Source organism: Kribbella sp. CA-247076, assembly GCF_050942445.1.
Taxonomy (GTDB): domain Bacteria; phylum Actinomycetota; class Actinomycetes; order Propionibacteriales; family Kribbellaceae; genus Kribbella.
In genome coordinates this window covers 2,592,388-2,617,608 of record NZ_CP192051.1, presented here as the reverse complement: position 1 = coordinate 2,617,608, position 25,221 = coordinate 2,592,388, and the positions used below count along the sequence as shown (strand labels likewise).

At 71.9% G+C, this 25,221-nt stretch carries 14 protein-coding genes; 5 read left to right on the top strand and 9 right to left on the bottom strand.

The window, feature by feature from the left end; genetic code table 11:
- Positions 1-515: 515 nt before the first annotated feature.
- Positions 516-1,649: a hypothetical protein gene (locus ACQPYZ_RS12520; RefSeq protein WP_433167658.1), complete on the top strand. Its 1,134-nt coding sequence runs from the start codon at positions 516-518 to the stop codon at positions 1,647-1,649.
- Here the strand turns inward: ACQPYZ_RS12520 and ACQPYZ_RS12515 are convergent.
- Positions 1,646-2,131 (bottom strand): GNAT family N-acetyltransferase, encoded by a 486-nt coding sequence (locus ACQPYZ_RS12515; protein WP_433167657.1) that lies wholly within the window; start codon positions 2,129-2,131, stop codon positions 1,646-1,648. The two genes, ACQPYZ_RS12520 and ACQPYZ_RS12515, sit on opposite strands and share 4 nt — an antisense overlap.
- Before the next feature lie 52 nt (positions 2,132-2,183).
- Here ACQPYZ_RS12515 and ACQPYZ_RS12510 point away from each other — a divergent pair, with 52 nt between their 5' ends.
- Positions 2,184-2,750, top strand: a complete 567-nt coding sequence (locus ACQPYZ_RS12510; RefSeq protein WP_433167656.1) for a TetR/AcrR family transcriptional regulator — start codon at positions 2,184-2,186, stop codon at positions 2,748-2,750.
- Here ACQPYZ_RS12510 and ACQPYZ_RS12505 read toward each other — a convergent pair.
- The 5 genes from ACQPYZ_RS12505 to ACQPYZ_RS12485 form a co-directional block, all read right to left on the bottom strand.
- A complete protein-coding gene (locus ACQPYZ_RS12505) occupies positions 2,739-4,175 on the bottom strand; it encodes an RNB domain-containing ribonuclease (protein ID WP_433167655.1) in 1,437 nt (478 codons plus the stop codon). The genes ACQPYZ_RS12510 and ACQPYZ_RS12505 overlap by 12 nt on opposite strands.
- Before the next feature lie 37 nt (positions 4,176-4,212).
- Positions 4,213-5,337, bottom strand: a complete 1,125-nt coding sequence (locus ACQPYZ_RS12500; RefSeq protein ID WP_433167654.1) for a bifunctional RNase H/acid phosphatase — start codon at positions 5,335-5,337, stop codon at positions 4,213-4,215.
- The gene (locus ACQPYZ_RS12495; RefSeq protein ID WP_433167653.1) at positions 5,334-6,047 is read right to left on the bottom strand and encodes a zinc ribbon domain-containing protein; all 714 of its coding nucleotides are present in this window, start codon (positions 6,045-6,047) and stop codon (positions 5,334-5,336) included. The genes ACQPYZ_RS12500 and ACQPYZ_RS12495 overlap by 4 nt, the downstream gene beginning before the upstream one ends.
- Positions 6,048-6,119: 72 nt before the next feature.
- The gene (locus ACQPYZ_RS12490) at positions 6,120-7,253 is read right to left on the bottom strand and encodes a Nif3-like dinuclear metal center hexameric protein (protein ID WP_433167652.1); all 1,134 of its coding nucleotides are present in this window, start codon (positions 7,251-7,253) and stop codon (positions 6,120-6,122) included.
- A 65-nt stretch (positions 7,254-7,318) separates the two neighbouring features.
- On the bottom strand, positions 7,319-8,950 hold the full coding sequence (locus ACQPYZ_RS12485) for a glycoside hydrolase family 13 protein (RefSeq protein WP_433167651.1): 1,632 nt from the start codon (positions 8,948-8,950) through the stop codon (positions 7,319-7,321).
- Between the two features lie 142 nt (positions 8,951-9,092).
- Between ACQPYZ_RS12485 and ACQPYZ_RS12480 the strand changes: the two genes are divergently transcribed.
- Positions 9,093-10,307, top strand: coding sequence for an ROK family protein (locus ACQPYZ_RS12480; RefSeq protein WP_433167650.1), 1,215 nt, complete (start codon positions 9,093-9,095; stop codon positions 10,305-10,307).
- Here ACQPYZ_RS12480 and nagZ read toward each other — a convergent pair.
- The gene (gene nagZ / locus ACQPYZ_RS12475) at positions 10,288-11,778 is read right to left on the bottom strand and encodes a beta-N-acetylhexosaminidase (RefSeq protein WP_433167649.1); all 1,491 of its coding nucleotides are present in this window, start codon (positions 11,776-11,778) and stop codon (positions 10,288-10,290) included. The two genes, ACQPYZ_RS12480 and nagZ, sit on opposite strands and share 20 nt — an antisense overlap.
- Before the next feature lie 440 nt (positions 11,779-12,218).
- On the opposite strand from nagZ, the gene ACQPYZ_RS12470 reads away from it, so the two are divergent.
- Both ACQPYZ_RS12470 and ACQPYZ_RS12465 read left to right on the top strand, forming a co-directional pair.
- Positions 12,219-13,148, top strand: coding sequence for an ROK family protein (locus ACQPYZ_RS12470; RefSeq protein WP_433167648.1), 930 nt, complete (start codon positions 12,219-12,221; stop codon positions 13,146-13,148).
- 331 nt (positions 13,149-13,479) lie between these two features.
- On the top strand, positions 13,480-14,145 hold the full coding sequence (locus tag ACQPYZ_RS12465) for a hypothetical protein (RefSeq protein WP_433167647.1): 666 nt from the start codon (positions 13,480-13,482) through the stop codon (positions 14,143-14,145).
- Between the two features lie 96 nt (positions 14,146-14,241).
- On the opposite strand, the gene ACQPYZ_RS12460 is transcribed toward ACQPYZ_RS12465, so the two are convergent.
- Positions 14,242-24,960 (bottom strand): amino acid adenylation domain-containing protein, encoded by a 10,719-nt coding sequence (locus ACQPYZ_RS12460; protein ID WP_433167646.1) that lies wholly within the window; start codon positions 24,958-24,960, stop codon positions 14,242-14,244.
- Positions 24,957-25,136 carry a hypothetical protein gene (locus tag ACQPYZ_RS12455; protein ID WP_433167645.1) on the bottom strand — a complete coding sequence of 60 codons (180 nt, stop codon included), beginning with the start codon at positions 25,134-25,136 and terminating at the stop codon, positions 24,957-24,959. The genes ACQPYZ_RS12460 and ACQPYZ_RS12455 overlap by 4 nt, the downstream gene beginning before the upstream one ends.
- Positions 25,137-25,221 lie beyond the last annotated feature (85 nt).

The window sequence follows — 25,221 nt, the reverse complement described above, 5'->3', positions numbered from 1 at the left end:
CCTCGGCACGGCAACTCCGCGCGCTCCCGCCCTCCCCCGGCTTCGTCGCCGTGCATCCTGCTGCCGGTACCGCCGGCGGACGGCGGGGCTATCGCCCGCGTGCACGGGCTTATCGCCCATCGAGTGCGCTGTCGCGCACGAGTGACGGCTAGGTGCACGCCAGCACACGAGCGGACCCGGATCGCGGTGACTGTGGTGTGAGACGCGTGCGGTGGGTCGAGCTGATTGCGGTTGTGGTCGCCACAGTCAGTCCGCACATCGCCCCTCAGTTCCTCCACGTGCTTTGTCACCACAGTCGTCTGCCTGACGGACGCCGACCAGCACCCACCCGCGGCGGCACCCGCGCACAACGGGCGATAAGCCCGTCGCCAAGCCGGGGCGGCAGCACCGCAAAACCGCCGGCGGTAGCCGGCAAATCCTGCACCGGCGCTGCCGGGGGCCGGGTGGGAGCGCGCGCAGCACGCGTGGGCTGCTTCCGCAGCACGCGTGGGCCGACCAGGTGGCAGGCTTAGGGGGTGGTGTGGCGAAGGGCGCGGCGGTTGCGGACGGGGACGGTGATCCTTGTGCTGCTGGTGCTGCTCGCGGGTAGTGGGTATGTCGGCTGGGTGGCGGTGCAGCGGTCGGAGCCGGTGGCTTTGCCTGATCCGACGGGCAACCATCAGGTCGGGCGCAGGACGTTCGAGTGGACCGACGCCGCTCGCAAGGACCCGTTCGGCGATGGTCAGCGGAAGCTTTCCGTCTGGCTCTGGTATCCGGTGGCGAAGGAGACGACCGGCCGCAAGGTGCAGTACGCACCGGGCCTGTGGACGGACCTCCAACTGAAGCCGCCGGCCTCGGTCTTCCAAGGATCCTTCGACACGGTCAGAGATCCCGCGTTCGATCGCGTCGCGGTCGCGCCGGGCCGGTTCCCGGTCGTCGTGCTGATGCCGGGGCTCGGGCTCTCGGCGCCGATGTACGCCAGTCTCGCCGAGGATCTCGCGAGTCACGGCTACCTGGTCGCCGGCGTCACACCGACGTACAGCGCGGATCTCACCGTGCTCGGTGGACAGAAGGTGGAGAGCAAGGAGGCGGCCAAGCCGGACGATCTCGAGCAGCAGGGCGACCACCTGGCCGGGATCTGGGCCGCGGACGCGCGGTTCGCCGGTTCGATGGTCGCCAAGCAGCTGCCGAACAGCGTGCTGGGCGTCGGTACGTCGTACGTCGGCCACTCGTTCGGCGGAGCCGCTGCCCTGGAGGCGTGCCGGACCGACACGCGCTGTGCGGCGGCGGTCGACCTGGACGGGGTTCCGTACGGCGAGGTCGTGCGCAAGGGCGTCCAGGCGCCGATCCTGCTGCTCGGCGCCGACGACTCCTGCATCACCGGCGTGTGCGGCCCGGACGCCCGTGGCGACGACGACCGCGACCGCACGCTGTCGTTGCTCGAAGCAAGCAAGGGTACGTCGTGGTGCGCGACGATCCCGGGGACGAGCCACTACAACTTCACCGACTACGGCGCGTACTACCTGGCCGCCCCGCTACGGCAGTATCTTCCGCTCGGCAGCGCCGGTCCGCGGCATGCGCTCCGCGTCCAGAACGGCTACGTCAGCACGTTCCTCGCGCACGCGATCCACCGCGCCCCAGCCCCGGGCGCGCCGGCGTGCAGCAGCTAACCGAGGTCGAGTTCGTACGTCTGCCCGACCAATTCGGTCCCCCACGACTCATGCGGCTCGGACGCGGTCAGCCGGAAGCCGCGGGCGAGGTAGATGTGCCGGGCGGCGACAAGCGGATCGTTGGTCCACAGCACCATCCGCTTGTAGCCGGCTGACCTCGCGAAGGCGAGGCAGGTGTCGACCAGCTCAGCGCCCAGGCCCAGTCCACGCGCGTCCGGCGTGACCAGGAGGAGCCGCAGCTGAGCGGTCGCCTCGTCCGGGCCGCGGACGCAGAAGATGCTGCCGGCCCGCTTCCCGTCGACCTCGGCGATCCACGCGGCCTCGCGACTGTCATCGTGCTCGGTCGCGTACGCGGTCACGATCTGGGCGATCAGCGTCTCGTACGACGCCCCCCAGCCGTACTCCGCCGCGTAGATCTCCGCATGCGCCTGCACCACCCACCCGAGGTCCCCCGGCTCCCCCAGTTTCCTGATCGACGTCATCCATCGGCCCCAATCTACTGACACGACTGTTTCAGTACGAGATACTAGCCCCATGCCGTCCACGAAGCCAGCCCCTTCCGCGCGCCAGCAGGAGCTGCTCGAGCGCGCGTACGCGTACTCGCTCACGCACGGTCTGGCCGACCTCTCGCTGCGTCCACTCGCCACCGCGATCGGCTCCAGCCCGCGGGTGCTGCTGTTCCTGTTCGACAGCAAGGACGGCCTGATCCGCGCCCTGCTCGCCCGCGCCCGCGCCGACGAGCTCGAGCTGCTGCGACAGCTCGACGGCCGGTACGACGAACCGCCCGGACTGACCGTGGTCGCCCGGGAGCTGTGGACCTGGCTGGCCGCCCCCGAACGGCGGCCGTTGATGAAGTTCTGGGTGGAGGCGTACGGGCGTTCGCTGGTCGCACCGGACGGCCCGTGGGCGGACTACGGCCGCTCGACCGTGCACGACTGGCTTGAGCTGCTCAAGGCGAGTCAGCCGGACCCCGGGACCTCCGGGGCCGAGGCACGACGTACCGCCGTACTGGCGATGCTGCGCGGCGCGCTGCTCGACCTGCTGGCGACCGGCGACCTCGACCGGACGACCAGGGCCGTCGAGGACTACCTAGCTGACTAGCTCGAACGCCACCACGCGCTTGGCGATGTCGGCCTCGACCAGCTTCACGCGGACCGACTGGCCCAGCGGCAGCGGCGTCGCACCGGAGACCCGGCCCTCGATCGCCAGCGTCGACAGCACGACGGTTCCGCGGGTGTTCTCGCGCTGGTCGACCTCGGTGATGACGCCGTCGAACTCGGACCCGACCTGCTCGGCGACCAGGCCGGCCTCGACCATGCCGACGATCGACCGCTCGTACGCGTTCGCCCGGCGGTCGGCGTCGTCCATGATCTTCGGGATCTCGTCCATCGACTCGCGCACCCACCCGGGAACCTCGGTGCCCGCGGACAGCGCCACGCAGATCTCGCTGGTCCAGCGGTCGACCAGCCGCCGCAACGGCGCGGTGACGTGCGCGTACTCCGCCTTCATCGCGGCGTGCTGCGGTTGCTCCGGCACGGCCCCCGCGAACGCGACGTACCCAGCCCCGCGGAACAGCACCGTGCACGCCGCCAGCATCGCCGCGTGCGCCGGCACCTTCGGGTCGAGGCCGTGGATGAACGCGGCGTACGACATCCCTTCCGGCCAGGCGATCCCGAGCGCCTTCGCCGTGCTGCCCAGCTTGCGCCGGAGGTCTTCGTGCGACTCCGGCAGCGTCCGCAGGATGCCGATCCCGCCGCCGGTCATCAGGTCCGCCGCGGCCATCCCGGTCAGCAGCGAGATCTGCGCGTTCCAGCCCTCGACCGGGAGCGGCGCCCGGAACTCCAGGCCCCAGCCGTGGTCGGAGGTGACGACCTCCTGGTCCGGGATCGGCAGGTTCACGCCGCCGCGGTCGAGTTCGCGCTGCTCGCGGAGCCGGCCGACCTCGCGCAGCAACTGCAGCGACTCCGAGGCGCCGCCGGCGTCGAGGTCGTGCTGGACGCCGGCGTAGTTGAGCTTCGCGCGGGACTTCACCAGCGCGCGCTCGCAGGTGACCTCGGTCGTCTCGCCGTCGGCGTCGAGCGAGATCGTCCACAGCACGGCCGGACGAACCTGGTCGGGCAGCAGCGAGGCCGCCCCCTCGGACAGCTCCGGCGGATGCAGCGGTGTGCGCTTGTCCGGCGCGTACAGGGTCACGCCGCGGCGGCGCGCCTCGACGTCGACCGGGTCTCCGGCCTGGACGAAGGCGGCGACGTCCGCGATCGCGTAGTGGACCGTGTAACCATCGCCCGCGCGCTCGATGTGCAGCGCCTGGTCCAGGTCCATCGAGTCCGGCGGGTCGATGGTGACGAACTCGATGCTCGTCCGGTCGAGCTCGGGCAGCCGCGGGTTCTTCGCCGCCTGGATCGCCGCCGCGACCACGTCGGGCGGGAACTCGGCCGGCACCTCGAGCTCGCGCCGGATGTCCTGCAAGGACGCGCGGAAGACCTCGGGAACCTCGTCGGCGAAATGAACCCTCTGCAGCGGCACCGGTGCGCTCCGTCCTGGTCGGTCGTCCGTCCGGGCCTCAGCCTAGCGAGGGTTGGACGTTGAACGAGCGGAGTGACGCGAGGCCGTCGGCGTACCAGTGGATCTCGGTCACGGTTGCCGGGCGCAACTCCATCCGGAACAGCGACGCCATCGGGGCCTGCAGCACCGACCGGACCATCAGCTTGATCGGCGTCACGTGGGTGACCACGACGACGGTCTTCCCCGGATATTTCGCCAGCAGCTTGTCCCGCGCCGACCGGGCCCGCCGGGCGCTCGCGTCGAACGACTCACCGCCGGGCGGTGCGACCGCGGTCGACTCGAGCCACGCGTTCAGCGCGTCCGGCCACTTCTGCTGGACCTCCGCGAACGTGTGCCCGTCCCAGTCGCCGAACGCGACCTCGACCCAGCCCTCGTCGACGATCGGTTCCAGCCCGAGTCCGGCGCCGACGATCTCGGCGGTCTCCCGGGTCCGCCGCATCGGCGACACCACGAGCGCGTCCACACCGCCGATGCGGGCCAGGTACTCCGCGGCCGCGTGCGCCTGCGCGCGGCCGGTGTCGCTCAGCCCCGGGTTGTCGCCACCCGATCCGGAGAACCGCTTCTCCACGGTGTGCGGGGTCTCGCCGTGCCGCAGGAAGATCAGCTGGGTCGGCGGCTCGGCCTGCGGTCCCCAGCCCTGCAAGGCCTTCTGCAGGTCCGACGGCTCCTTCGCCACCGCCGGACCAGGCGCGACGGCCTCGGGCGTGAGCGGGATCGGTACGCCGTCGAGCGCCATGTTCGCGAGCGCGTCCGCGGCGGCGTTCTGCGCGCGCGGCACCCACGTCCACTCGGTCCCGAACGGCGCGAGCCCCTGTGCCTTGACCGCGAGCGGCTGCAGGTCGGGGTGCTTGATCTTCCACCGGCCGGCCATCTGCTCGATCACCAGCTTGGAGTCCATCCGCACCTCGATCGAGGCGTTCGGCGCGTACTCCGCGGCCAGCTCCAGCCCGGCGACCAGGCCGGAGTACTCGGCGACGTTGTTGGTGGCGATCCCGAGCGTCTTCCCGGCCTGCGCGATCACCTCGCCGGTCGCCGGGTCGCGCACGAGCGCGCCGTACGCCGCCGGTCCGGGATTGCCGCGCGAACCACCGTCCGCCTCCACGATCACGTGGTCGTAGGTCATGCGGCGCTCTCCGAAGTGCGGACCAGGATGCGGCCGCACTCCTCACAGCGCAGTACGGCGTCCGGCGCGGCGGCCTTGATCCGGTTGAGGTCGGACGGCGTGAGCTCCATCCGGCAACCCATGCAACGCTTGCCGACCAGCGGCGCGGCGCCGATCCCGCCGTTGCGCTCACGGAGCTTCTCGTACTGCGCGACCAGGTCGTCCGGCAGCTCGGCGGCGATCGTGGCCCGCTGGTCACCGACCTGCGCGCGCTGCTCGTCGAGCTCCTTGAGCGCGGCGTCCCGGGAGCTCTCCAGCTCAGCCTGCCGGCCCGCGAACGACTCGGCGCGAGTCCGCAGGTCGGCCTGCACCGCCTCGGCCGCCTCCAGCTTCTCCATCACCTCGAGCTCGGCGTCCTCCAGGTCGGAGATCCGCCGGTCCAGCGAGCCGATCTCGTGCTGCAGGTTCTCCAGGTCGCGCGGCGAGGTGACCTGACCGGAGTCGAGCCGCTGCTGGTTGCGTGCCTTGCGCTGGCGCACCTGCTCGACGTCGGTGTCAGCCTTCTTCTGCTCGCGCTGCAGGTCGCTGACTTCGGTGTCGGCGGTCACCAGGTCGCGGTCGACGACCGACTTCTCGGCGGTCAGCTCGGTCAGCGCCTGGTGCTCCGGCAGCGACCGGCGTCTGTGGGCGACCTGATCCAGCTGCAGGTCGAGATCCTGCAGGTCCAGCAACCGGCGTTGGACGGCGGGCTCGGCGTTCAGGGTCGGCTCCTTCGATCGTTCAGTTTTCCGTACCGCGGGCGTTCAGAGCCGCAGGTTCCACGCGTCCGTGCGGAGCGTCGAGATGTGAGTGTCCACGGTACTGCCTTGGGCTGCCAACCCCTCGAGCAGGAGCCGCTGCGCGTCCCGCAACCACGGCCACTCGCTGGCCCAGTGCGCGACGTCCACGAGCGCGGGCCCGTCGTCGTACGCGCGGGCCTCGGTGGCGGGATGGTGCCGCAGGTCCGCGGTGACGTACGCGTCCACGCCGGCCGCACGAACCCGGTCGAACTCCGAGTCACCCGCTCCCCCGACCACAGCGACCGTCGAGACGGTCCGCTCAGGGTCCCCCGACACCCGTACGCCGTGCTCCGTCCGCGGCAGGTTGTCGCCGACGAGCCGGGCGAACTCCGCCAACGGCATCGGCTCGGGGAGTACGCCGACCCGCCCACCACCTCGCTCACTCGGCAACGCGGCCAACTCGTAGACGTCGTACGCCGGCTCCTCGTAGGAGTGGGCCGCCTTCAACGCCTCGACGACGGCCCGGCGGTTGCGGCGCGGCACGAGCATTTCGAGCCGGTTCTCGGCGACCACCTCGATGTCGCCGACCTGACCGATCGTCGGGTTGGCGCCTTCGAGCGGCCGGAACGTTCCTTCGCCGGTCCCGCTCCAAGCGGCCCGCTCGTAGTCGCCGATGCGGCCCGCGCCGGCCTTCGACAGCGCGTCGAGCATCGCCTGCGCCTCCTCGACCGGGACGAAGACCACGAGCTTGTCCATCGGGTCCGCGGGCATCGCCTTGAGCGGGCGGGTGTCCTGCAGCCCGAGCGCCGCCGCGAGCGCGTCGCTGACGCCGGGGTTCGCGTTGTCCGCGTTGGTGTGGCACACGTGCAGGGCGGTGTTGCTCCGGATCAGGTCGTGGATCACGCGGCCCTTGGGCGTCGTCGCCGCGACACTGTTGACCCCGCGCAGCAGGAGGGGATGGTGGGTGATCAAGAGGTCGAAGTCACCGGCGACGGCTTCGTCCACGACCGCCCGCATCGGGTCGACCGCGAACAGGATCCGCCGGACCGGTTGCTCCGGGTCCCCGGTCACCAGCCCGACCGCGTCCCAGCTCTCCGCCCAGGCCGGGTCGTACAGCCGGTCGAGCACGGCAACCACATCACCCACCGTCGGATTCACAGCCCCATCCTGCCGCACGGGGGTCCGTGGATCCTGGGTAGGCAGGATCCACGGAGCGTGTGGGCTCAGATCAGCCAGGCGGTGGTGTCGCCGGGGAGCTTGTCGCCCTCGAGCGGTCCGCTGGACAGCACGACCGCGGCCTCGGGGAGCTCGATCGGCGCGGCACCGAAGTTGGTGATCGACTGCCAGCCGCCGGGCCGCACGAAGTGCAGGGCCTCGTCACCGCCCTCGACCCAGGTCAGCGAGTTGCCGGTCTGCAGCCCCCGCCGGACGGCGAGCGCCTTGCGGTACAGGCTGAGGGTCGACTCCGGATCTCCCTCCTGGGCCTCGACCGAGTACCCGCCGAACCACTTCGGCTGGACCAGGTGCGAACCGCCCGAGCCGAAGCCGAACGACAGGCCGCCGACCGTCCACGGGATCGGCACCCGGCAGCCGTCCCGGCCCTTCTCCGCACCCTTCGACCGGAAGTACGCCGGGTCCTGCAGGTTCGCCGCCGGCAGCTCACCGACCTCCTGCAGCCCGAGCTCCTCACCCTGGTACAGGTACGCCGATCCCGGCAGCGCCAGCATCAGCAGCACCGCCGCCCGGGCCCGCCGTAGCCCCAGCTCGACGTCGACCGTCGGCTCGGTGCCGTTGCTCAGCAGCCAGGCCTTGCCGTCCTGCCAGAGACCGGACGGGTCCTTCGGCAACCCGTACCGGGTCGCGTGCCGGACGACGTCGTGGTTCGAGAACACCCAGGTCGAGGACGATCCGTTCAGCTCGGCCAGCGCGAGGTTGTCCTCGATCACCTGCCGGAACCTCGCGTACTCCCAGTCCGCCTGCAGCAGGTCGAAGTTGAACGCCTGCCCGAGACCGTCGGCACTCGCGTACCGGGCCCGGCGGGCGGCCGGCACGAAGGCCTCGGCCACCGCCGACCGGGGCGGGTCGTACTCGTTCAGGACCTGCCGCCACTCGCGGTAGATCTCGTGGACGCCGTCCTGGTCCCAGAGCGGGTGTGCGCCGTTCGACTCCGACTGCCGGGGCAGCGTGGTCTTCGACGGGAACGGCTCGCTCAGGTTCTTCACCAGGGCGTGCGCGACGTCGACGCGGAAACCGTCGACACCGCGGTCCGACCAGAACCTCAGCGTCTGCAGGAAGTCGGCCCGGACCTCCGGGTGCTCCCAGTTCAGGTCCGGCTGCTCGGCCGCGAACATGTGCAGGTACCACTCCCCGTCCTCGACCTGCGCCCAGGCGGAGCCGCCGAAGACCGAGTCCCAGTCCGACGGCGGCTGGTCGCCCTGGCCCTCGCGGAAGACGTACCGCTCCCGGGCCGGCGAGCCCTTCCCGGCGTCCACCGCCTCGACGAACCACTCGTGCCGGTCGGAGGTGTGGTTCGGGACGATGTCGACGATCAGCTTGATGCCCGCGTCGTGCAGCGCGGCCACCAGCCGGTCGAAGTCGTCCAGGGTGCCGAGCCGCGGGTCCACGTTGCGGTAGTCGTCGACGTCGTACCCGCCGTCGGCCAGGGCGGAGGGGTAGAACGGGCTCAACCAGACCGCGTCGATACCTAGGGACGCGAGGTACGGAACACGGCTGATGATGCCCGGCAGGTCACCCACGCCGTCGCCGTTGGAGTCGGCGAAGCTGCGCGGGTAGATCTGGTAGACGACGGCCTGACGCCACCAGTCTCGGTCTGTCGTCGGCTGCGTGCTGGTCAAGAAAGCCTCACTTGGGTCGGAAGGCGCGGGTCCAGGGGATTCCAGGCGGTTGCGGCGACGGTGCCCGCTTGTTTATATAGACTCTAAATTTAGATTCTGCAGTATTCTGCGCTTCCGTTCAACAACAGGTCAAGGGGCTTCCATGGCGAGACCAGCGGCCACTCCGCCCACGGCGACGCCGCCGATGCTGCGCCGGGTCAACGCGGGCAAGCTACTCGGCGTCCTGGCCAAGACCGGGGTGATGACCGGAACCGGCCTGATCGAGGCGACCGGACTGACCCGGGCCACCGTGCACGCGGTCTGCAACGACCTGATCTCGATGGGGTGGGTCGTCGAGCACGACCCGGGCCGCGACGACACCTCGGTCGGCCGGCCGTCGCGCCGGTTCGAGTACAACAGCGCCGCCGGCAGCGTGCTGGGCATCGACATCGGCGCCGGCAAGACCACCGTGCTGGTCGCCGACCTGCGCGGCGAGACGATCGCCAAGGTGGTGCGCTCGGTGTCCGGCGACCCGACCGCCGCCGAGCGGACCGAGATCGTCCACGAGACCGTCGTCGAGGCCCTCGAGACCGCCCAGGTGACGGACGCCCAGGTGCTCGCGGCCGGCGCCGGCGTGGCCGCGCCGGTCGACCGGGACGGCAACATCCTGGTCGACGACGAGTTCTGGCGGCGGTTCGACGCCGGCCTGTCCCGGCGGCTGACCGAGCTGCACGGCTGGCCGGTCCTGCTGGAGAACGACGCGAACCTCGCCGCCCTCGGTGAGCACTGGCGCGGCGAAGGCCGGAACGTCGACGACCTCGCCGTACTCCTGGCCAGCGAGCGGTTCGGCTCCGGGCTGATGGACTCCGGCCGGCTGCTGCACGGCAGTCGCGGCGGCGCCGGCGAGATGGTCTACCTCAAGCTCGTCGAAGGGGTCGGCGACACTCACGGCATCGCCCGGATCGCCCGTGATCAGGGCGCCGCGGCCGTCGCCGATCCGGCCGTCGACACGACGCTGCGGGCGTTGTCCGCCGACCGGCCGGTGACCGCGGAGCTGGTGTTCACCGCCGCGGACGCCGGCGATGAGGTTGCCCTAGGCATCCTTCAGCACGTCGCCGGCCGGACCGCCCGGGTGGTCGCCACTCTCGGCATCCTGTTCAACCCCGAGCTGGTCGTGCTCGGCGGAGCGGTCGCCGAGGCGGCCAAGTCGCTGCTCCCCGAGATCGAGGAGCAGCTGGCCGGCTTCACCAGTACGCCTCCACGCGTCGCCGTCTCGTCTCTCGGCGATGCGATCGTGTCCGTCGGCGCGGTCCGGCACGCCCTCAACTACGTCGAGCAGAACGCTCTCGACCTGACTCTCAGCTGCCGTCCCGGGTAAGGGCCCGGGCGACTGCTTCGAGCACGATCAGGTTGCGGCCGGACGTCGTACCTGCCGCCACTCCCTCGGGCACCAGCTCGCGGTCCTCGGGGATGCCGGTGCACAGGACCACCGTGTCCTCGCCGCGGTCCTGCAGGAGCGTCGTCAGCGCCTCCCGCATCCACGGCGTGCGTACGGCGTCCTGCACGGCGATCACCAACGGACGACCGGCGGCTGCCGATGCCGCCCGGGCGATCGCGCCTTCGGACTGCGTGCCGGCGCCGTCGAGCATCCGGTGCTCGCCGCGCAGGACCACCCCGTCCGAGCCGGGCGCGATCCGGCTGAAGATCTCTGGCAATCCGCTGAAGTACGGGTTCCAGGCCGGGTGGAGTCCCTGCGTGAGGTCGACGACGTACGGCGTACCGCCGAGGGCCGGGAGCGTCTGGCTCGCGACCACGCGGGTGGCGACCTCGCGGATCGGGGCTCCGTCGAGGCCCGGCTGACGGGTGCGCTGCCGCAGGCTCGCGGCCAGCGCACGGACCCGGCCGGCGGCGTCGCCGACCCGCTCGGCGTCGAGCGTCCCGTTGGTGACGGCCTCGACCACGTGGGCGGTCAGCGCCCGCGGGTCCGCGGCACCGATCGCGATCATGGCCAGGTCGGCCCCGGCACGGATCGAGGCGACCGCGGCGTCCTCGATCGACCGCGTCTTGGTGATCGCCTGCATCTCGAGCGCGTCGGTGGTGATCACGCCCTGGAAGCCGAGCTCCTCGCGGAGCAGTCCGGTCAGCAGGCGCTGCGAGAGGGTGGCAGGTTGGTCGTCGTACGCCGAGAAGACGACGTGGGCGCTCATCACCACGTCGGCGCCGGCCGCGATCGTCGCCTTGAACGGCGCGAGCTCGACGTCGGCCACCTCCTCGATCGAGCGGTCGACCCGTGGCAGGTCGAGGTGGGAGTCGACGCTGACGTCGCCGTGCCCGGGGAAGTGCTTCGGGCAGGCCGCGATCCCGGCCTCGTGGACGCCCTCGACGAAGGCGACACCGTGGCGTGAGACGACGTCCGCGGTGGTGCCGAACGAACGGGTCGAGATGATCGGGTTCGCCGGGTTGCTGTTCACGTCGACCGACGGCGCGAGCATCAGGTCGATCCCGAGGCTCGCCAGGGTGGCGGCCGCGTCCCGGGCGGACGCGCGGGTCAGCTCGACGTCGTCGAGGTCGCCGAGGATCCGCGGTGACGCCAGCGGCCACGGGTTGGCCGGCGCGAGGTGACTGAACTCGCCGCCCTCGTGATCGATCGCGATCACCAGGTCGGACCGCTCGGCCCGCAACGCGGCGGTCAGGGCCGCGACCTGTTCGGCGTCGGCGACGTTCCGGGTGAACAGGATGACCGCACCGAGACCGGCCGCGACCGCGCGGCGCAGGTCGTCCGGGGCGGTGGTCCCGTCGAAGCCGACGATCAGCGCGCCGGCGGCATCACGATCCAGGTGATCACTCATCCCCACACCCTCTCGCGCCGCGGGTCCGGCCGCCACCCGGCTCCGTGCCGCCGCCGGAAAGCCGCAGTCGAGTCGTCACCGACAGCTCATGATTCGCGTCGCCAGGACCACTCAGGGCGATCGTTGTCAGGTGTCGGCAGTGGGAATTCTGAGCGTACTCCCGCAGGTATCGGACGGATTCCTGAAATTGACCCCTCGCTGTCCGGCCCGACTACGGATAACGTTGTCTCTCGACCCCAGACCGCTCTCGACGGAGTCCACACCGTGACCGCACAGCCGACGCACGCCTGCTCGCCCGAGCAGTTCGGCGGCGACCTTCGCCGCCGGCCGCTGCGCGCGCGTCGACAGGTGCCGGCCGGGACGACCTCGGCCGGCCGGTCCGGAGGCTCCGATCCCCTGCTGACAGCGACCAACCTGATCCGGCCACTGACGGGGGGACGATGAGTGACGTTGCGCTGAGCGAACAGGACACGGTTCTCGGAATCGACATCGGCGGCACGAAAATGGCCGCCGCTCTCGTGTCCGCGGACGGCCGGACGCTGTCCGGCGACCGGATCCTCACTCCGCCCGGTGACGCCGACCAGGTGTTCGCCGCGCTGGGCGAGCTCATCTCGCAGGTCCGCGGCGACGCCACGCCGCTCGCGGTCGGGATCGGTTCGGCCGGCCCGCTGGACCAGGAGCACGGGTTGGTGTCACCGGTGAACATCCCCGGCTGGCGGAACTTCCCCCTGGTCGACCGGGTACGGGCGCTCGTCGGCGACGTACCGGTGACGCTGGGAGTGGACGGCCACTGCTTCGCGCTCGGCGAGTTCTGGACCGGGGCCGGCCGGGCGGCCGACACGCTGCTCGGGATCGTGGTGTCGACCGGCGTCGGCGGCGGCCTGGTCGTCGACGGCAAGCCGGTCATCGGCCAGTCGGGGAACGCGGCGCACATCGGTCACGTGGTGGTCGACCTGGACGGCGAGGCGTGCGCGTGCGGGTCGTTCGGCTGCGTCGAGGCGTACGCCAGCGGCCCGCGGATGGTCGCCCGGGCGCAGCGGCGCGGCTGGCGATCAGGTGAGGACGTGGACGCCGCCGTACTGGCCGCCGACGCGGCCGCCGGCGACGAGCTCGCGCTGGCCACCTTCGACGACGGGGCGCAGGCGCTCGCTGCTGGGATCGTCGCGACCGCGGTCACCGTCGACCTCACCACGGTCGTCATCGGCGGCGGCGTGTCGAAGGCCGGCTCGGTGCTGTTCGACCCCGTCCAGGCCTGGGTGAAGCGCCTGGCCCAACTCCCCTTCGTCACCGACCTCACGGTCGAGCCGGCCCAACTCGACAACGCCGGCCTGCTCGGCGCCGCCCACCAGGCCTGGACCGCCGTCGGGTGATCGTTCCTGCCCGCACGCACAGTAGTCGCGTGCGGAACAGGTACTCCTGAACACCTTTGCGCAGTTTTTACCGAATTGCCCAGAACTGTGTAACGACCGGCCTGCCGTCCCCGATGCAACGGATGGATGGGGTGGGGGCACGTCATCCAAGGTCGGTCGAGGGGGGCTCGGACCGACCGAACGGCCGGTCGAGGGGGGCTCGGACCGACCAGAACGCGAGCGCGGCGGGGAGGGGACTCTCCGCCGCTATCGCGTCGCAGGACCGTCAGGTGAGGTTGCACCGTCCGCCAGCGTTGCCCGCGGCAACGCTCGACCAGAGAGATCGGTTGAGATGGACGTCGCGGTGTTCCTGCTCTTCGCCGTCTTCTTCACCGCGCTGGCCGTGGCCGGGACGCGGACCGACGTGCTGCGGGCGTCGCTCCGGCGGCCGCGACTCTTCCAACTCACGGTCCTGGGCGTCGCCGCGGCCACCGTCCCGGTCGACCTGTACGCCGTCGTGTACGGCACGGCCGGCCCGGGACGTCTCGTCGACGTCGCCGACCGCCTCCTGCTGCTGAACATCGCCGCCGCGTGCGGCGTCGCCGCCCTGCACGGTTGCCTGCGCGGACGAGCCCTCGCCGGCTCGGCGACCGCCGCGACCGTCGCCGGCGCGGCCGCGGCCTGCTCACCGGGACCCGGCAACGGTTCCCGCCCGGACGCAGTGCCGGGCTCCGGCTCGGGTTCCGGTGGGCAGACCGACGACGGGCACGCGCTCCGGATGGGCGTGCTCGGCTGGGTCGGGCCGTTGATCGCGCTGGTCGTGGTCACCGCCGTCGTCGCGCTGGGGTCCGTCTCCGGTGGCAACGGGACAGGGCCGGCTGCCGTCGAAGCGACGGCCGGGCCCGCGTTCGCGATCTACTCCCTGCTCGTCTGCCTGATCAGCGCCTCATCGCTGTTCCGTGGCCGGCCGGCACGTGCCGAGGTAGCCGGGAGTGCGATCGATCCTCGGGAGGGATGAGGATCGACGCGGGTTCTGCACCGTGGACGGTGGGCCGGGGACTGCGGGAGGGCGGTCGCCGACACAACCCCCGCCCCCGGTGCAGAACCATCGAACTCAGGGCCTGAGCCACTCGGGTTCGGGGAGACGGGTGCGGTCCAGGCGGCCGTTGTCGTCGAGCGGGAGCTCCTCGATCGGGATCAGGTCGGCCGGCACCAGGTAGATCGGCAGCTCCTTGCCCAGGTCGAGCATCAACCGGGCCAGCACCGCGGGATCGCTGTCCTCCAGGACGACGTACCCGAGCAGGCAGGTGTCACCACCCGGGTCCTGGCACGCGACCACCACCGCGTCGATCACGCCGGGCTGATCCGCCAGCACGTGCTCGGTCTCCCCCGGCTCGACCCGGTGCCCGCGGATCTTCACCTGGTCGTCCGCACGCCCGAGGTACTCCAGCGTCCCGTCCACCCGCCAGCGCCCGAGGTCACGGCTGCGGTACAGCCGGCCGCCCGGGTGACCCGGGTCCGCCACGAACGCCCGCTCGGTCTCCTCCGGCCGCCCGATGTAGCCCTGGGCAACGGCCGCGCCGCCGAGGTGGATCTCCCCGACCGCGCCGACCGGCACCGGCCGGAGCGCCTCGTCCAGCAGCCGTACGACGACGCCGTCGACCGGCCGCCCGATCGACGGCCTCTCCTCGGCCGGGTCGACCTCGTGGATCGTGGTCACGATCGACGCCTCGGCCGGCCCGTACTCGTTGAACAGCCGGCAGTCCGGGTGCGCCTCGAGGAAGTCGCGGACCTTGTGGGTCAGCACCATCGCCTCGCCGCCGGCGACGATCTCCCGCAACGCGGGCAGCTCCGGCAGCCGGCGCATCGTCGCCAGCAGCGCGGTCAACGGGCTGAAGGCCATGAACAGCCGCTCGACCCGGTGGTCCCGCAGCGCCGCGACCACCGCGTCCGGGTCGTACCGGTCGTCCTCGCCGATCAGCACCAGCGGCGCACCGGACGCGAGCGCGGTGAACATCTCCTGCACATGGACGTCGAAGCCGAACGACGTCCATTGCAGCGTCCGCAGCGAGCGCCGGGTGCGCAGGTAGTGCCGGACCAGGTTCACCGGCCCACGGTGCGGGACCAGGACACCCTTCGGGTTGCCGGTGGAGCCTGAGGTGTAGATGCAGTAGGCAACATCATCGGCGGCCGACCGGACCGGCGGCCCCTGCTGCGACCGCGGGTCGCCGTCCACCGCGGCGACCGGCACGAGTCGCAGCCCAAGGCGATCGGCCAACGCCGCGTCGTCGCCGACCAGCGCGACCGCGGACGCGTCCTGGACCATGAACGCCCAGCGCGACTCGGGGACGCCGGGGTCGAGCGGGAGGTACGCCGCGCCGGACTTCAGCACCGCGAGCACCGCGACCACGAGTTCGGTGCCGCGGGCAACGCGTACGGCGACGAGCTGCCCGGGCTTCACGCCGAGGTCGACCAGTTGCCAGGCGACCGCGTTGGACCGGCGGTCCAGCTCGGCGTACGTCAGCTCGCGCTCGCCTTGGATGAGGGTGGTCGCGTCCGGGGTCCGTGCGACCTGCTGCTCGAACAGGGTGTGCAGTCCGCTGAGCTCACCGGCCACGACCGCGTCCCGCCGTACCCGGCCGATCAGACCGGCAGGGTCGACGTCACCCTCCAGCTCGCGCAGCTTCTCGACGTCCGCCTCGATCGGCAGCATGAGGTCGGGGAGGCGCAGGCGCGGTTGGTTGGTCGCGCGGCGCAGTACTGCCTCGAGATAGGCGAGCAGGCGGTCGATGGTGCTCTGCTCGAACAGGTCGGCGCGATAGTCCGCCGTACACGTGATGCCGGCGCCGTGATGCGTCAGCCGCAGCCGCAGGTCAAGGTGCTTCGGCAGATCCGCGTCGCCGTCCTCGAACTCCACGAGCACCTGGAAGAGCGGGTCGCGCTCGAATACGGCGGGATCGGTGTCGGCGTGATCGAACGCGCCGGCCGTCACGTCGCGCACCCGGTGCGCAAGCTCACCGAGGTCAGGCTCGCCGGACAGGTCGATCCGGATCGGCAGGGCTCGCTGAGCCGTCGTCGAGGTGTCGCCCTTCGGCCGCATCAGCGCGGTCCCGATGGTCACGTCGTCCTGCGCCGCGAACCGCCCGAGCACGGTGCCGACCGCGGCGAGCATCACCATCAACGGCCCCACCTTGAGCTCCCGGCTGAACGCGAACACCGCGTCCCCCAGCTCGGCGTCCAGCTCCTCCTTCACCGACCCGACCCGCACCTCACCCCCCGCCCGATCCCCCACCAACACCAAAGGCTCACTCCCCGCCAAAACCCCCTGCCAGAAAACAAACCCCCGCCGCCGAGCCTCAACGTCGTCCGCACCCACCGCAGCGACGCCCAAACCCGAACCGGAGCTGCCCTGCTCCCCGCCGTGCGCTCCGTCCAGCCCGGCCGCGCCCTCCGCCTCCACAGACGCGTGCACCGCAGCCACGTCCTCACCCGAACCGGAGCTGCCCTGCGCGCCGTCCGACCAAGCCGCACCTTCCTGAGGCTCAGCACCTTCCGCAACTCCCACCGCGGCGGCGTCCACGTCGGCACGATCCACAGCCCCCGCCGCGCGCGCCTCCACGTCGACACGATCCCCGTCCCGGGCGGGAGCCTGCTCGGCTGACGGCGTACCCACGGACGCCTGTGCATCAGCCCGACCACCAGGCGGCACCTGATCCACAGGTTCGGCCGGGGTGGTGGGTTCTAGGAGGGCGAGTTGTTCGCGCATGAGCTTGGTGACGCCGTCCACCAGTTGACCGGCGACCCGGAGTTGCTGGGACATGAGTGCGGCCATCCCGGACCCCGGCAGCTCAGCCTCACTCGTCGCCGCGGCCGCCTCGTCGACCTTCGCCGCAAGCTCAGCCAACCCCGACCCCAGCACCGCCAACGCAGCCCGCGGATCCTGCCCCCCGGCAGAGTCCCGAGCACCGCCAATCGCCGGATCAGCCTCGGCAGCCTCCTCAGCACCGTCCGCCTGAAGCGTCTCGGCAGCATCCCCAGAACTGTCCGCCGGCACACGTTCGGCAGCGTCCGCGGCAGCTTCCCGGGCTTCGGCGACGTCGGCCGGAGCAGCCTGCTCGGCGACGTCCGCAGCCGAGACCTCGTCGGCAACCGCGGCATCCTCAACTACAGCAGCCGTGGACATAGACTCAGTGCTGTCGGCAACTTCCTCGTCAGCCTGGTCGCCCTCAGCAACATCCTCTGACACCGTCTGCACCGCCACCGCGGTCGCCAGCTTGTGCGGCGTCGTGTAGGCGGTGAACAAGTCCTCCGCAGTCAGCTCCACCGCAAACCGCGAGTTGATCTGCTCGACCACCGGCCCCATCGACTCGGCCTTCGCCCCGAGCTCCGCAAACGTGTGATCGACCGTCAGATCGTACGGATCGAGCGCCAACGTCTCGCACGTCAGATCCAGCACCGCATCCAGCGACTCGCGGTACCGCTCGGCCGACACCTCGTCGCCCGGCAACGACCCGGCCTGCGCGAGGTAGTCCGCGTCCACCGCATGCGTCTCCGCCGGCAGCGCGAACGGCGACCGCTCCCCCGCCTCGTTGTCCTCGACAACCTCGGCCGTCTCCGGCTCGGTCGGCGGATCCAGCGGGATCCGCTTCACCGCGGGCCCGGTCCCACTCACCGGCTCGAACGCCGCCGCCTGCGCCCGGGCAGCCCGCTCGAACGCGTTCACCTGCCCGCGCGCCCGCGCGTCCTCATCACCTCGGACGACTCCCGCGGCGGACGGGTCGATCGGGTGATGCACCCGCCGGAACGGGTACGTCGGCAGCGGTACGCGCCCGCCGTCGGCGTACACCTTCGACCAGGCGATCTCGGTCCCCTGCTCGTACAGCTCGGCCAGCCCGTTCATCGTCGCGAGCACCGGGTCCTGCCCGAGCCGCTGCGCCGGGATCCAGGTGCTGTTCGGCGCGATCCGGCGACCCGCGGGGCTCAGTACGGCGTCCGGCCCGAGCTCCAGGAACCGCCGGCACCCGGCGGCGGTCACCGCCTCGACCGCGTCCCCGAACAGCACCGGCTGCCGCAACTGCCCGACCAGGTAGTCGGCGTCCAGCACCGTCCCTGACTCGAGCAGCTCACCGGACCAGCTCGACACCATCGGCGTCCGCAAGGGCGTCAGCGTGATCTCGTGAACGATCGCCGCGAAGTCCGCAAGGATCGGATCCACCAGCGAGCTGTGGAACGCCCGGTCCACGTCCAGCCGCTGCCAGGCGACCTCCAACCGGTCCAGCTGCGCGGCCAACTGCCCGACGATCACCTCGGACCCGGTCAGCACGAACGACTGCGGACCGTTGCCCGCGGCAATCTCCACGCCTGGCGTCTGCGCCAGCTCACGCACCCGGTCGGCATCCGCGCGTACGGCGACCATCGCGCCGGGGACCGTGCCCCGCTGCATGAGCTCGCCCCGCTTGGCCGTCAGCCGTACGCCGTCCGCGAGCGACAACGCACCGGCCACGCACAAGGCGGCGTACTCACCGACGCTGTGGCCGACCACCAACGCGGGCTGTACGCCGAACGACTGCCACAACCGCGCCAACGCCAACTCGAACGCGAACAGCGCGGGCTGCGCGGTCTCGGTCGGCCACACGCCCTCGGACGAACCAGCCGGGGTCAGCAACAGCTCCAGCAGGCTGCCACCGGTCTCCTCGGCGTACACCCGGTCGCACTCGTCCAGCACCGAGCGGAACACGGGGAAACGAGCAGCCAGCCCCGCAGCCATCCCACGACGGGCAGCACCTTGTCCGGTGAACGCATAGCCCAGTGGGCCCGGCCCGCCGCGTGGCACCTCAGCTGCCTGGGCTGAAGCGAGTGCATCGACCAGCTCGGCCTCTGACGACCCGGTGACGGCGATGCGGTGGCGGTACGCCGGTCGGCCGAGTGCCGCCGTACCAGCGAGGTCGATGAGGCGGTGACCGGTGCCATGGCCGAGGTCGGTGCGGTAGAGCTCGACCAGGTCGGCCAGTGCGTCCAGGTCGGGTGCGGACAGCGGCAGCACCACCGGACCGTCGTCGCCACGGCGGATCTGGCGCGGCGCCTCTTCCAGGATCACGTGCGCGTTGGTGCCGCCGGCATCGAGTGCGCTGACGCCGGCGCGCAACGTCGTACCGTCCGCCGTCCAGTCGCGGACCTCGGTGCCGATCACGAACGGGCTGTCGTCGAGCGCGAGCTCAAGGTTCGGCGCGGAGTAGTTGATCGTCGGGACAAGCGTCCGGTGCTGCAGCATCAGGATCGTCTTGATCAGGCCGGCCATCCCGGCGGCGCTGTCGAGATGGCCGATGTTCGGCTTCACCGAGCCGATCGTGCAGAAGCCGACCTTGTCCGTGTGCCGGCGCAGCGCGGTGGTTAGCGACTTCACCTCGGCCGCGTCGGCGGTCGCGCTGCCGATCGCGTTCGCCTCGATGTAGCTGAGCGAGTCGGCCGCGAACCCGGCACGCTCGAGCGCCCGCTCGATCAGCTCGACCTGGTTGCCCGCGGGCGCGTCCTCGTTGCTGACCGCGGTGCCGCGGATGACGGCGTACACGGTGTCGCCGTCGGCCACCGCCTGGTCGAGCCGCTTGAGCAGTACGGCGGCGACGCCGTTGCCGCCGACCGTCCCGTCGGCCTCGGCGTCGAACGCCCGTACCTGACCGGACGGCGACAGGATCGACTCCGGCGACGGGTGGTAACCCGTTGCCTGCGGCACCTGTACGGCGGCGGCGCCGGCGAGCGCGAGGTCCGCGTCACCGGACCTGAGCGCCTGACAGGCCAGATGTACGGCGACCAGCGACGACGACCACGCGGACTGTACGCCGATCGCCGGGCCGGTCAGGCCGAGCCGGTACGCGACCCGGGTGGCGAGGGAGTCGCGGGGCTGGTTGTGCTGCGTGTACAGGTTCATGCCGGAGCCGGCGAAGACGCCGACGCGGGCGGTCGTGCCGGCGTACCCGCCGTGCTCGAGTGCCTGGTAGCAAACCTCGAGGAACAACCGCTGCGCCGGATCCATCAGCTCGGCCTCGCGGTCCCCGAGCCCGAAGAACCGCGCGTCGAACGACTCCACATGCTCGAGCGCGCCACTCACCGCCACGAGCTCGTCGTCCGGCCGCCCACCCGCCTGACTCACTTCATCGGGCGTGAACCGGCGGATGCTCTCCACCCCACCCACCAGGTTGTCCCAGAACTGCTCCAACGTCTCAGCCCCAGGGAACCGCCCAGCCACCCCCACCACAGCCACCGGCTCGACAACCCCAGCTCGACCCGGACCCTTCTCCGTCTGCGCCGCACTCACCGCGGGCGCTTCGTCAACCTCCGGACCGACCTCAGACCCCACACCCTCAACAACAGCCTGCCCACCACCCGCCCGCCACGCGGCGTTCTCCTCGCCCACGACCTCGGCGTCACCACCAACATCCTCGCGACGCCCACCACCCTCGGAGCCGTCCACCCCAGAGCCAGCCTCGGGCTCGCCAAAGTCAGCTTCGGGCTCGGCGGAGTCCGGCGCCTGAGACTCGTCCCCCTCGACGGCAGCCGCCGCACCAGCCGCCGCAGCAGCTTCGACGACCTCACCCCTCACACCCTCGGCAGCGGCACGGGTCACACCCTCAGCAGCCGCACCGCTCACCTCCTCGGCAGCAACCCCAATCGCGCCGACAGCCCCAGCCTCCGCGTCCTCGGCGGCAATCCCGCCGCCGTCAGCGGATCCACTCCCACCAGCCGGCGCACCCCCCGCACCATCCACCTCGCCAGCCGTGGCTGCACCCTCCCCGGCGGCTCCGTCTTCCTCCGGTTCCGCACCGTCCGCCGCAGCCACCTGCTCACCAGCGGGTGCAGCCTCAACGTCACCGTCGGACTCGGCGGACTCCGGCAAACGAGACTCGTCCACCTCTCCAGCCCGCGCGCCCGCGTCCGCCGCAGCCACCTGCTCACCGGCGTGTGCAGCCTCAACGCCACCGTCGGACTCGGCAGAGTCGGGCAAACGAGACTCGTCCACTTGACCAGCACGCGCGACCGCGTCCGCCGCACCAGCCTCGACAACCTCACCGCTCAGACCCCCAGCAGCGCCACCGTCCTCCGCATGCTCAGACGCGGGCACGCCCGCCGCCTCGGCGCCACCATCACCCTCACGCCGGCTCGCCTGAGCAGCCTTCGCGACAGGCTCTCTCACCTGCCCAGCAGTGGTTTGAGCCTCAGCGCTGACCTCGGACTCAGCCGACTGCAGCTCCGCCGCACCTTCCACGTCCGCGCCAGCCGCCGCCATGCCAGCCGCGCCAGCACCGGCCCCCGGCTCCGGACCGACCACCTCTGCGCTAGCCGCCCCCGCGTCAGCCGCCGCCTCCCGACCAGCCGCCTCCGCGCCAGCATCCTCCCCGCCGGCCTCCGGTCCAGCCGCGCCAGCGCCGGCCTCTGGCTCCGCGGTGGCAACCTCTGCGCTAGCCGCCGCTGCGTCAGCGGCCGCATCCGGACCAGCCGTCTCCGTGCCAGCCACCTCCGCACCAGCCGCCCCTGCACTAGCCGTCCTCGTGCCAGCCACCGCGCTGGTCTCCGACTCCGTGCCAGCCGTCCCTGCGTCAGCCGCCGCCTCCGGACCGGCCACGCTTGCCGTCTCCGGGCCAGCCACCACCGCGCTGGTCTCCGGCTCCGGGCCAGCCGTCTCCGCGCCAGCATCCTCCCGGCCTGCCGACGGGCTAGCCGCCCCGGCGCCGGCCTCTGGCTCGGCGGCGGCCACCTCTGCGCTAGCCGCCCCTGCGTCAGCCGCCGCATCCGGACCAGCCTCCTGCGCGCCAGCCACCTCCGGACCAGCCGCCACTGCGCTGGCCGTCGCCGTGCCAGCCACCTGCGCGCTGGTCTCCGGATCCGCGCTCGCCGTCTCCGTGGCAGCCACCTGCGCGCTGGTCCCCGGATCCGCGCCGGCACCTTCAGCGCTAACCGCCGGGCCAGCCGCCTCCGCGCCGGCTCCTGCCTCGGCGGGCTGGGCGTCTACAGCCGCGGCAGACTGAGCGTCGATCTCAGGCGCGGAGGGGACGCCCGCCGCGGCGTCCGGCTCGGTGGCGGCGGTCGCGCTCTCCGTCGGCTCGGCAGCAGTGGGCTCGGGCGCCGCGTCGTCCGTGGACTTGGTGGCGTCGAGCTCGGTGGCGGCGGCCGCGCTCTCCGTCGGCTCGGCAGCAGTCGGCTCGGGCGCCGCGTCGTCCGTGGACTCGGTGGCGGCGGCCGCGCTCTCCGTCGGCTCGGCGGCAGTCTGCTCGGGCGCCGCGTCGTCCGTGTGCTCGGTGGCCTCGGGCTCGGTTGCTGCGACAGTTTCGTGCGTCGTCTCGGAAGGCGAGTCGTCTGCGTGGATCGGCGCGTCAGCAGTTTGCGTGGGAGGCTCGGGGGCTTCGCCTGAATCGGTTGGCTCGGGCGCTGCTTCTGTCGTGCGTGGCTCGGCGGCTTCAGCTGGCTTCGGCGCTGCTTCTGCCGTGCGCGGGTCGGCGGTTCCGGTTGGGTTCGGCGCTGGTGCGGTGTGCGCCTCCGGGGCTGCGTCGAACTGGTCGGCGGGGGCCGGCTCGGCGGCTTTGGTTTGGTTCGGTGCTGCTGCGGTGTGCGCCTCGGGGGCTGCGTCGAGCTGGTCGGAGGGGGGCGGGTCGGCGGGTTGATATGCCGTCGCGGGGGTCAGCTCGGGTTCGGGTGTGGGGCCGGGGTGGTTGGGGGGCTTGATTCTTGGGAGTTGGGTGGTGGCGTCCGGGTCTTCGGTGGGTTTGCCGGTGAAGGCTGTGCTGTCGAAGTACGCGTCGGACTCGTCCTCCGCCTCGGGAGCCTCGGGAGCCTCGGGAGCCTCGGGAGACCCGGGGGACTCGTCGGGCTCGGGGGTGCCCAGGGTGGGGCGTTCGGGTGGGCTGGGGATGGAGTTCTGCAGGGTTCGTTTCCAGGCCAGGCGGACGACCGGGAGTTCGGTGGTGCGTTCGGCCGGGTCCTCGTCGAGGGTGACGAGGGTGTCGGACGTGGTGGCGTGCGGGCCTTCGCCGGCGGGGCCGGAGTGGGCGTTGGCGCCGGCGGGTTCGACGTACGGGTGGGGCGGGGTTTCGAGGGTGCCGTCGAGCCAGCGTTGCCGCAGCAGTGGGCGGAGGATCTTGCCGCCGGGGGTGGTCGGGAAGTCGCGCCGCGGTACGCCGACCACCTCGGCCGCGAGCCCGAGGCGGCCCTGGATGAGGCTGCGGATCGCCTGGTCCGTGCCTGGGATCGACTCGGGCGTGAGCGCGTAGAAGACGACGAGTCGGTCGGTCCCGGTCTCGGGGTCCGCCACGCCGCAGGCCGCGATCAGGCCGTGCTCCAGGCCGACGACCGACGAGGCGACGGTCTCGATGTCGTGGGCGTAGTACAGGTTGCCGGACATGATGATGCGTTCGCTGTCCCGGCCGGTGACGACGACCTGCCCGCCGGTGATGAAGCCCTGGTCGCCGGTCGCGAGCCACTTACGGGCGGGCCAGTTGCCGATCGGGAAGGCGTCCCGGTCGGCCTCGAGGTTGCCCAGGTAGCCCGGCGTCACCCGGGCGGACGCGACCTGCAGTTGCCCGACCCGGCCCTCCGGCAGGACCGCGCCGTTGGGCGCGACGATCCGTACGGTCGTCCCCGGCGCCGGCGCGCCGACGGACACCAGGCTGAGCACGCCGGGCGCCTCGGCCCGCGGCTTGCCCGGGCGCGCGACCGCGACCTTGCCGGTCGACGGTCGTTGGTCGACCCACTCGACGGTCCCGGTCGGTGGGATGCGGACGCGGTGCACGTTCGGCGTCAGGCCGGGCCGCGCGAACGTGATCCCGGTGACGGTCTCGGTCATCCCCCAGGCCGCGACGAAGGTCTCGGGTACGACGCCGAAGCGGTTCGTCAGCCGGAGGAACTCCGACATCACCGGCACGGTGATCTGCTCGCCACCGCTGACCAGGCTGCGCAGAGCGGACAGGTCCCAGTGGCGGTCCGGCTCGCCCGCGATGGCCTGGGTGGCGAGCCGGTAGCCGAAGTTCGGCGACCAGGAGTGGTTGACCCGGTGCTGGTCCATCAGGTCGAGCCAGCGCAGCGGGTTCTCCAGCACCCAGCGGGTGTTCACGTGGATGTTCGTGCAGCCGGTGAACACGGGCAGCAGGTGGTACAGCAGGAACGCGCCGCTCTGGTCCAGCGGCAGCCAGTTCAGCGTGGTCTGTCCCGGCCGGACCGGCAGCATGGCCGGCGTACCGGCGGCGAACTCGACCAGGCCGCGGTGGGTCAGCTGGACGATCTTCGGCGTACCGGTGCTGGTCCCCGACGACATCATCAGGACGGCGACGTCGTCCGCGGCCGGGCGGTGGAACTCCGCGGCCGGCTCGTGTCCGGCGAGCGCGTCCGGGTCGAGGACCGGCAGGCCGAGGTCGTTCGGGAGGTCGGACGGGCGGCCGATGAGCACGGTCCAGCCGAGCAGGTCGGTGACCTTGCGGAGCCGCTCGCGGCCCTCCTCGGTCCGGTCGCCGCCGGGGCTCGGCGCCATCAGCAGCGGGCGGATGCCGCCGAGCGTGCAGGCCCAGAACGAGGCGAAGAACCCGACCGGCTCGGTGACGTGGACGACCGCGGGGTCTCCCGGGCGTACGCCGTTCGCCCGCAGGCCGGCCAGGATCCGGGCGGCCAGCTCGAGCAGGGTCGGGAAGTCGAGCTTGGTCTCGCGGCCGTCGGGCCCGATCTCGACCACGCCGGCGCCGACGAAGTCGCGGGCGGCCCGCAGCAACGCGCTCGGCAGGTCGCGGGGGTACCCGGCCGGGATCATCAGGGCCGGTCCGGTGCTGATCGCCGGCCGGTCCACGCTGCTCCTCACCACGCCGATGCCACCACCGGCGGAAGACCGGGCACGGCGTCACGCGGGAAGGCGGATGCGGCGTCGCACGGCAGGGCCGGTACGGCGTCGTCCGGGAGCGCGGGTACGGCGTCACGCGGGGAAGCGGGCCTGGACGTCACCGGAACGACGGTGGCGCCGGCGAGCTGGCGACCCACGGACACGCGCCTCCCCAACTGGACGGAGCCGGGCTCAGGGCAGACCCGTCTCGCTCTCACCGACAGAAGCCCCGTTTTCCGCCTG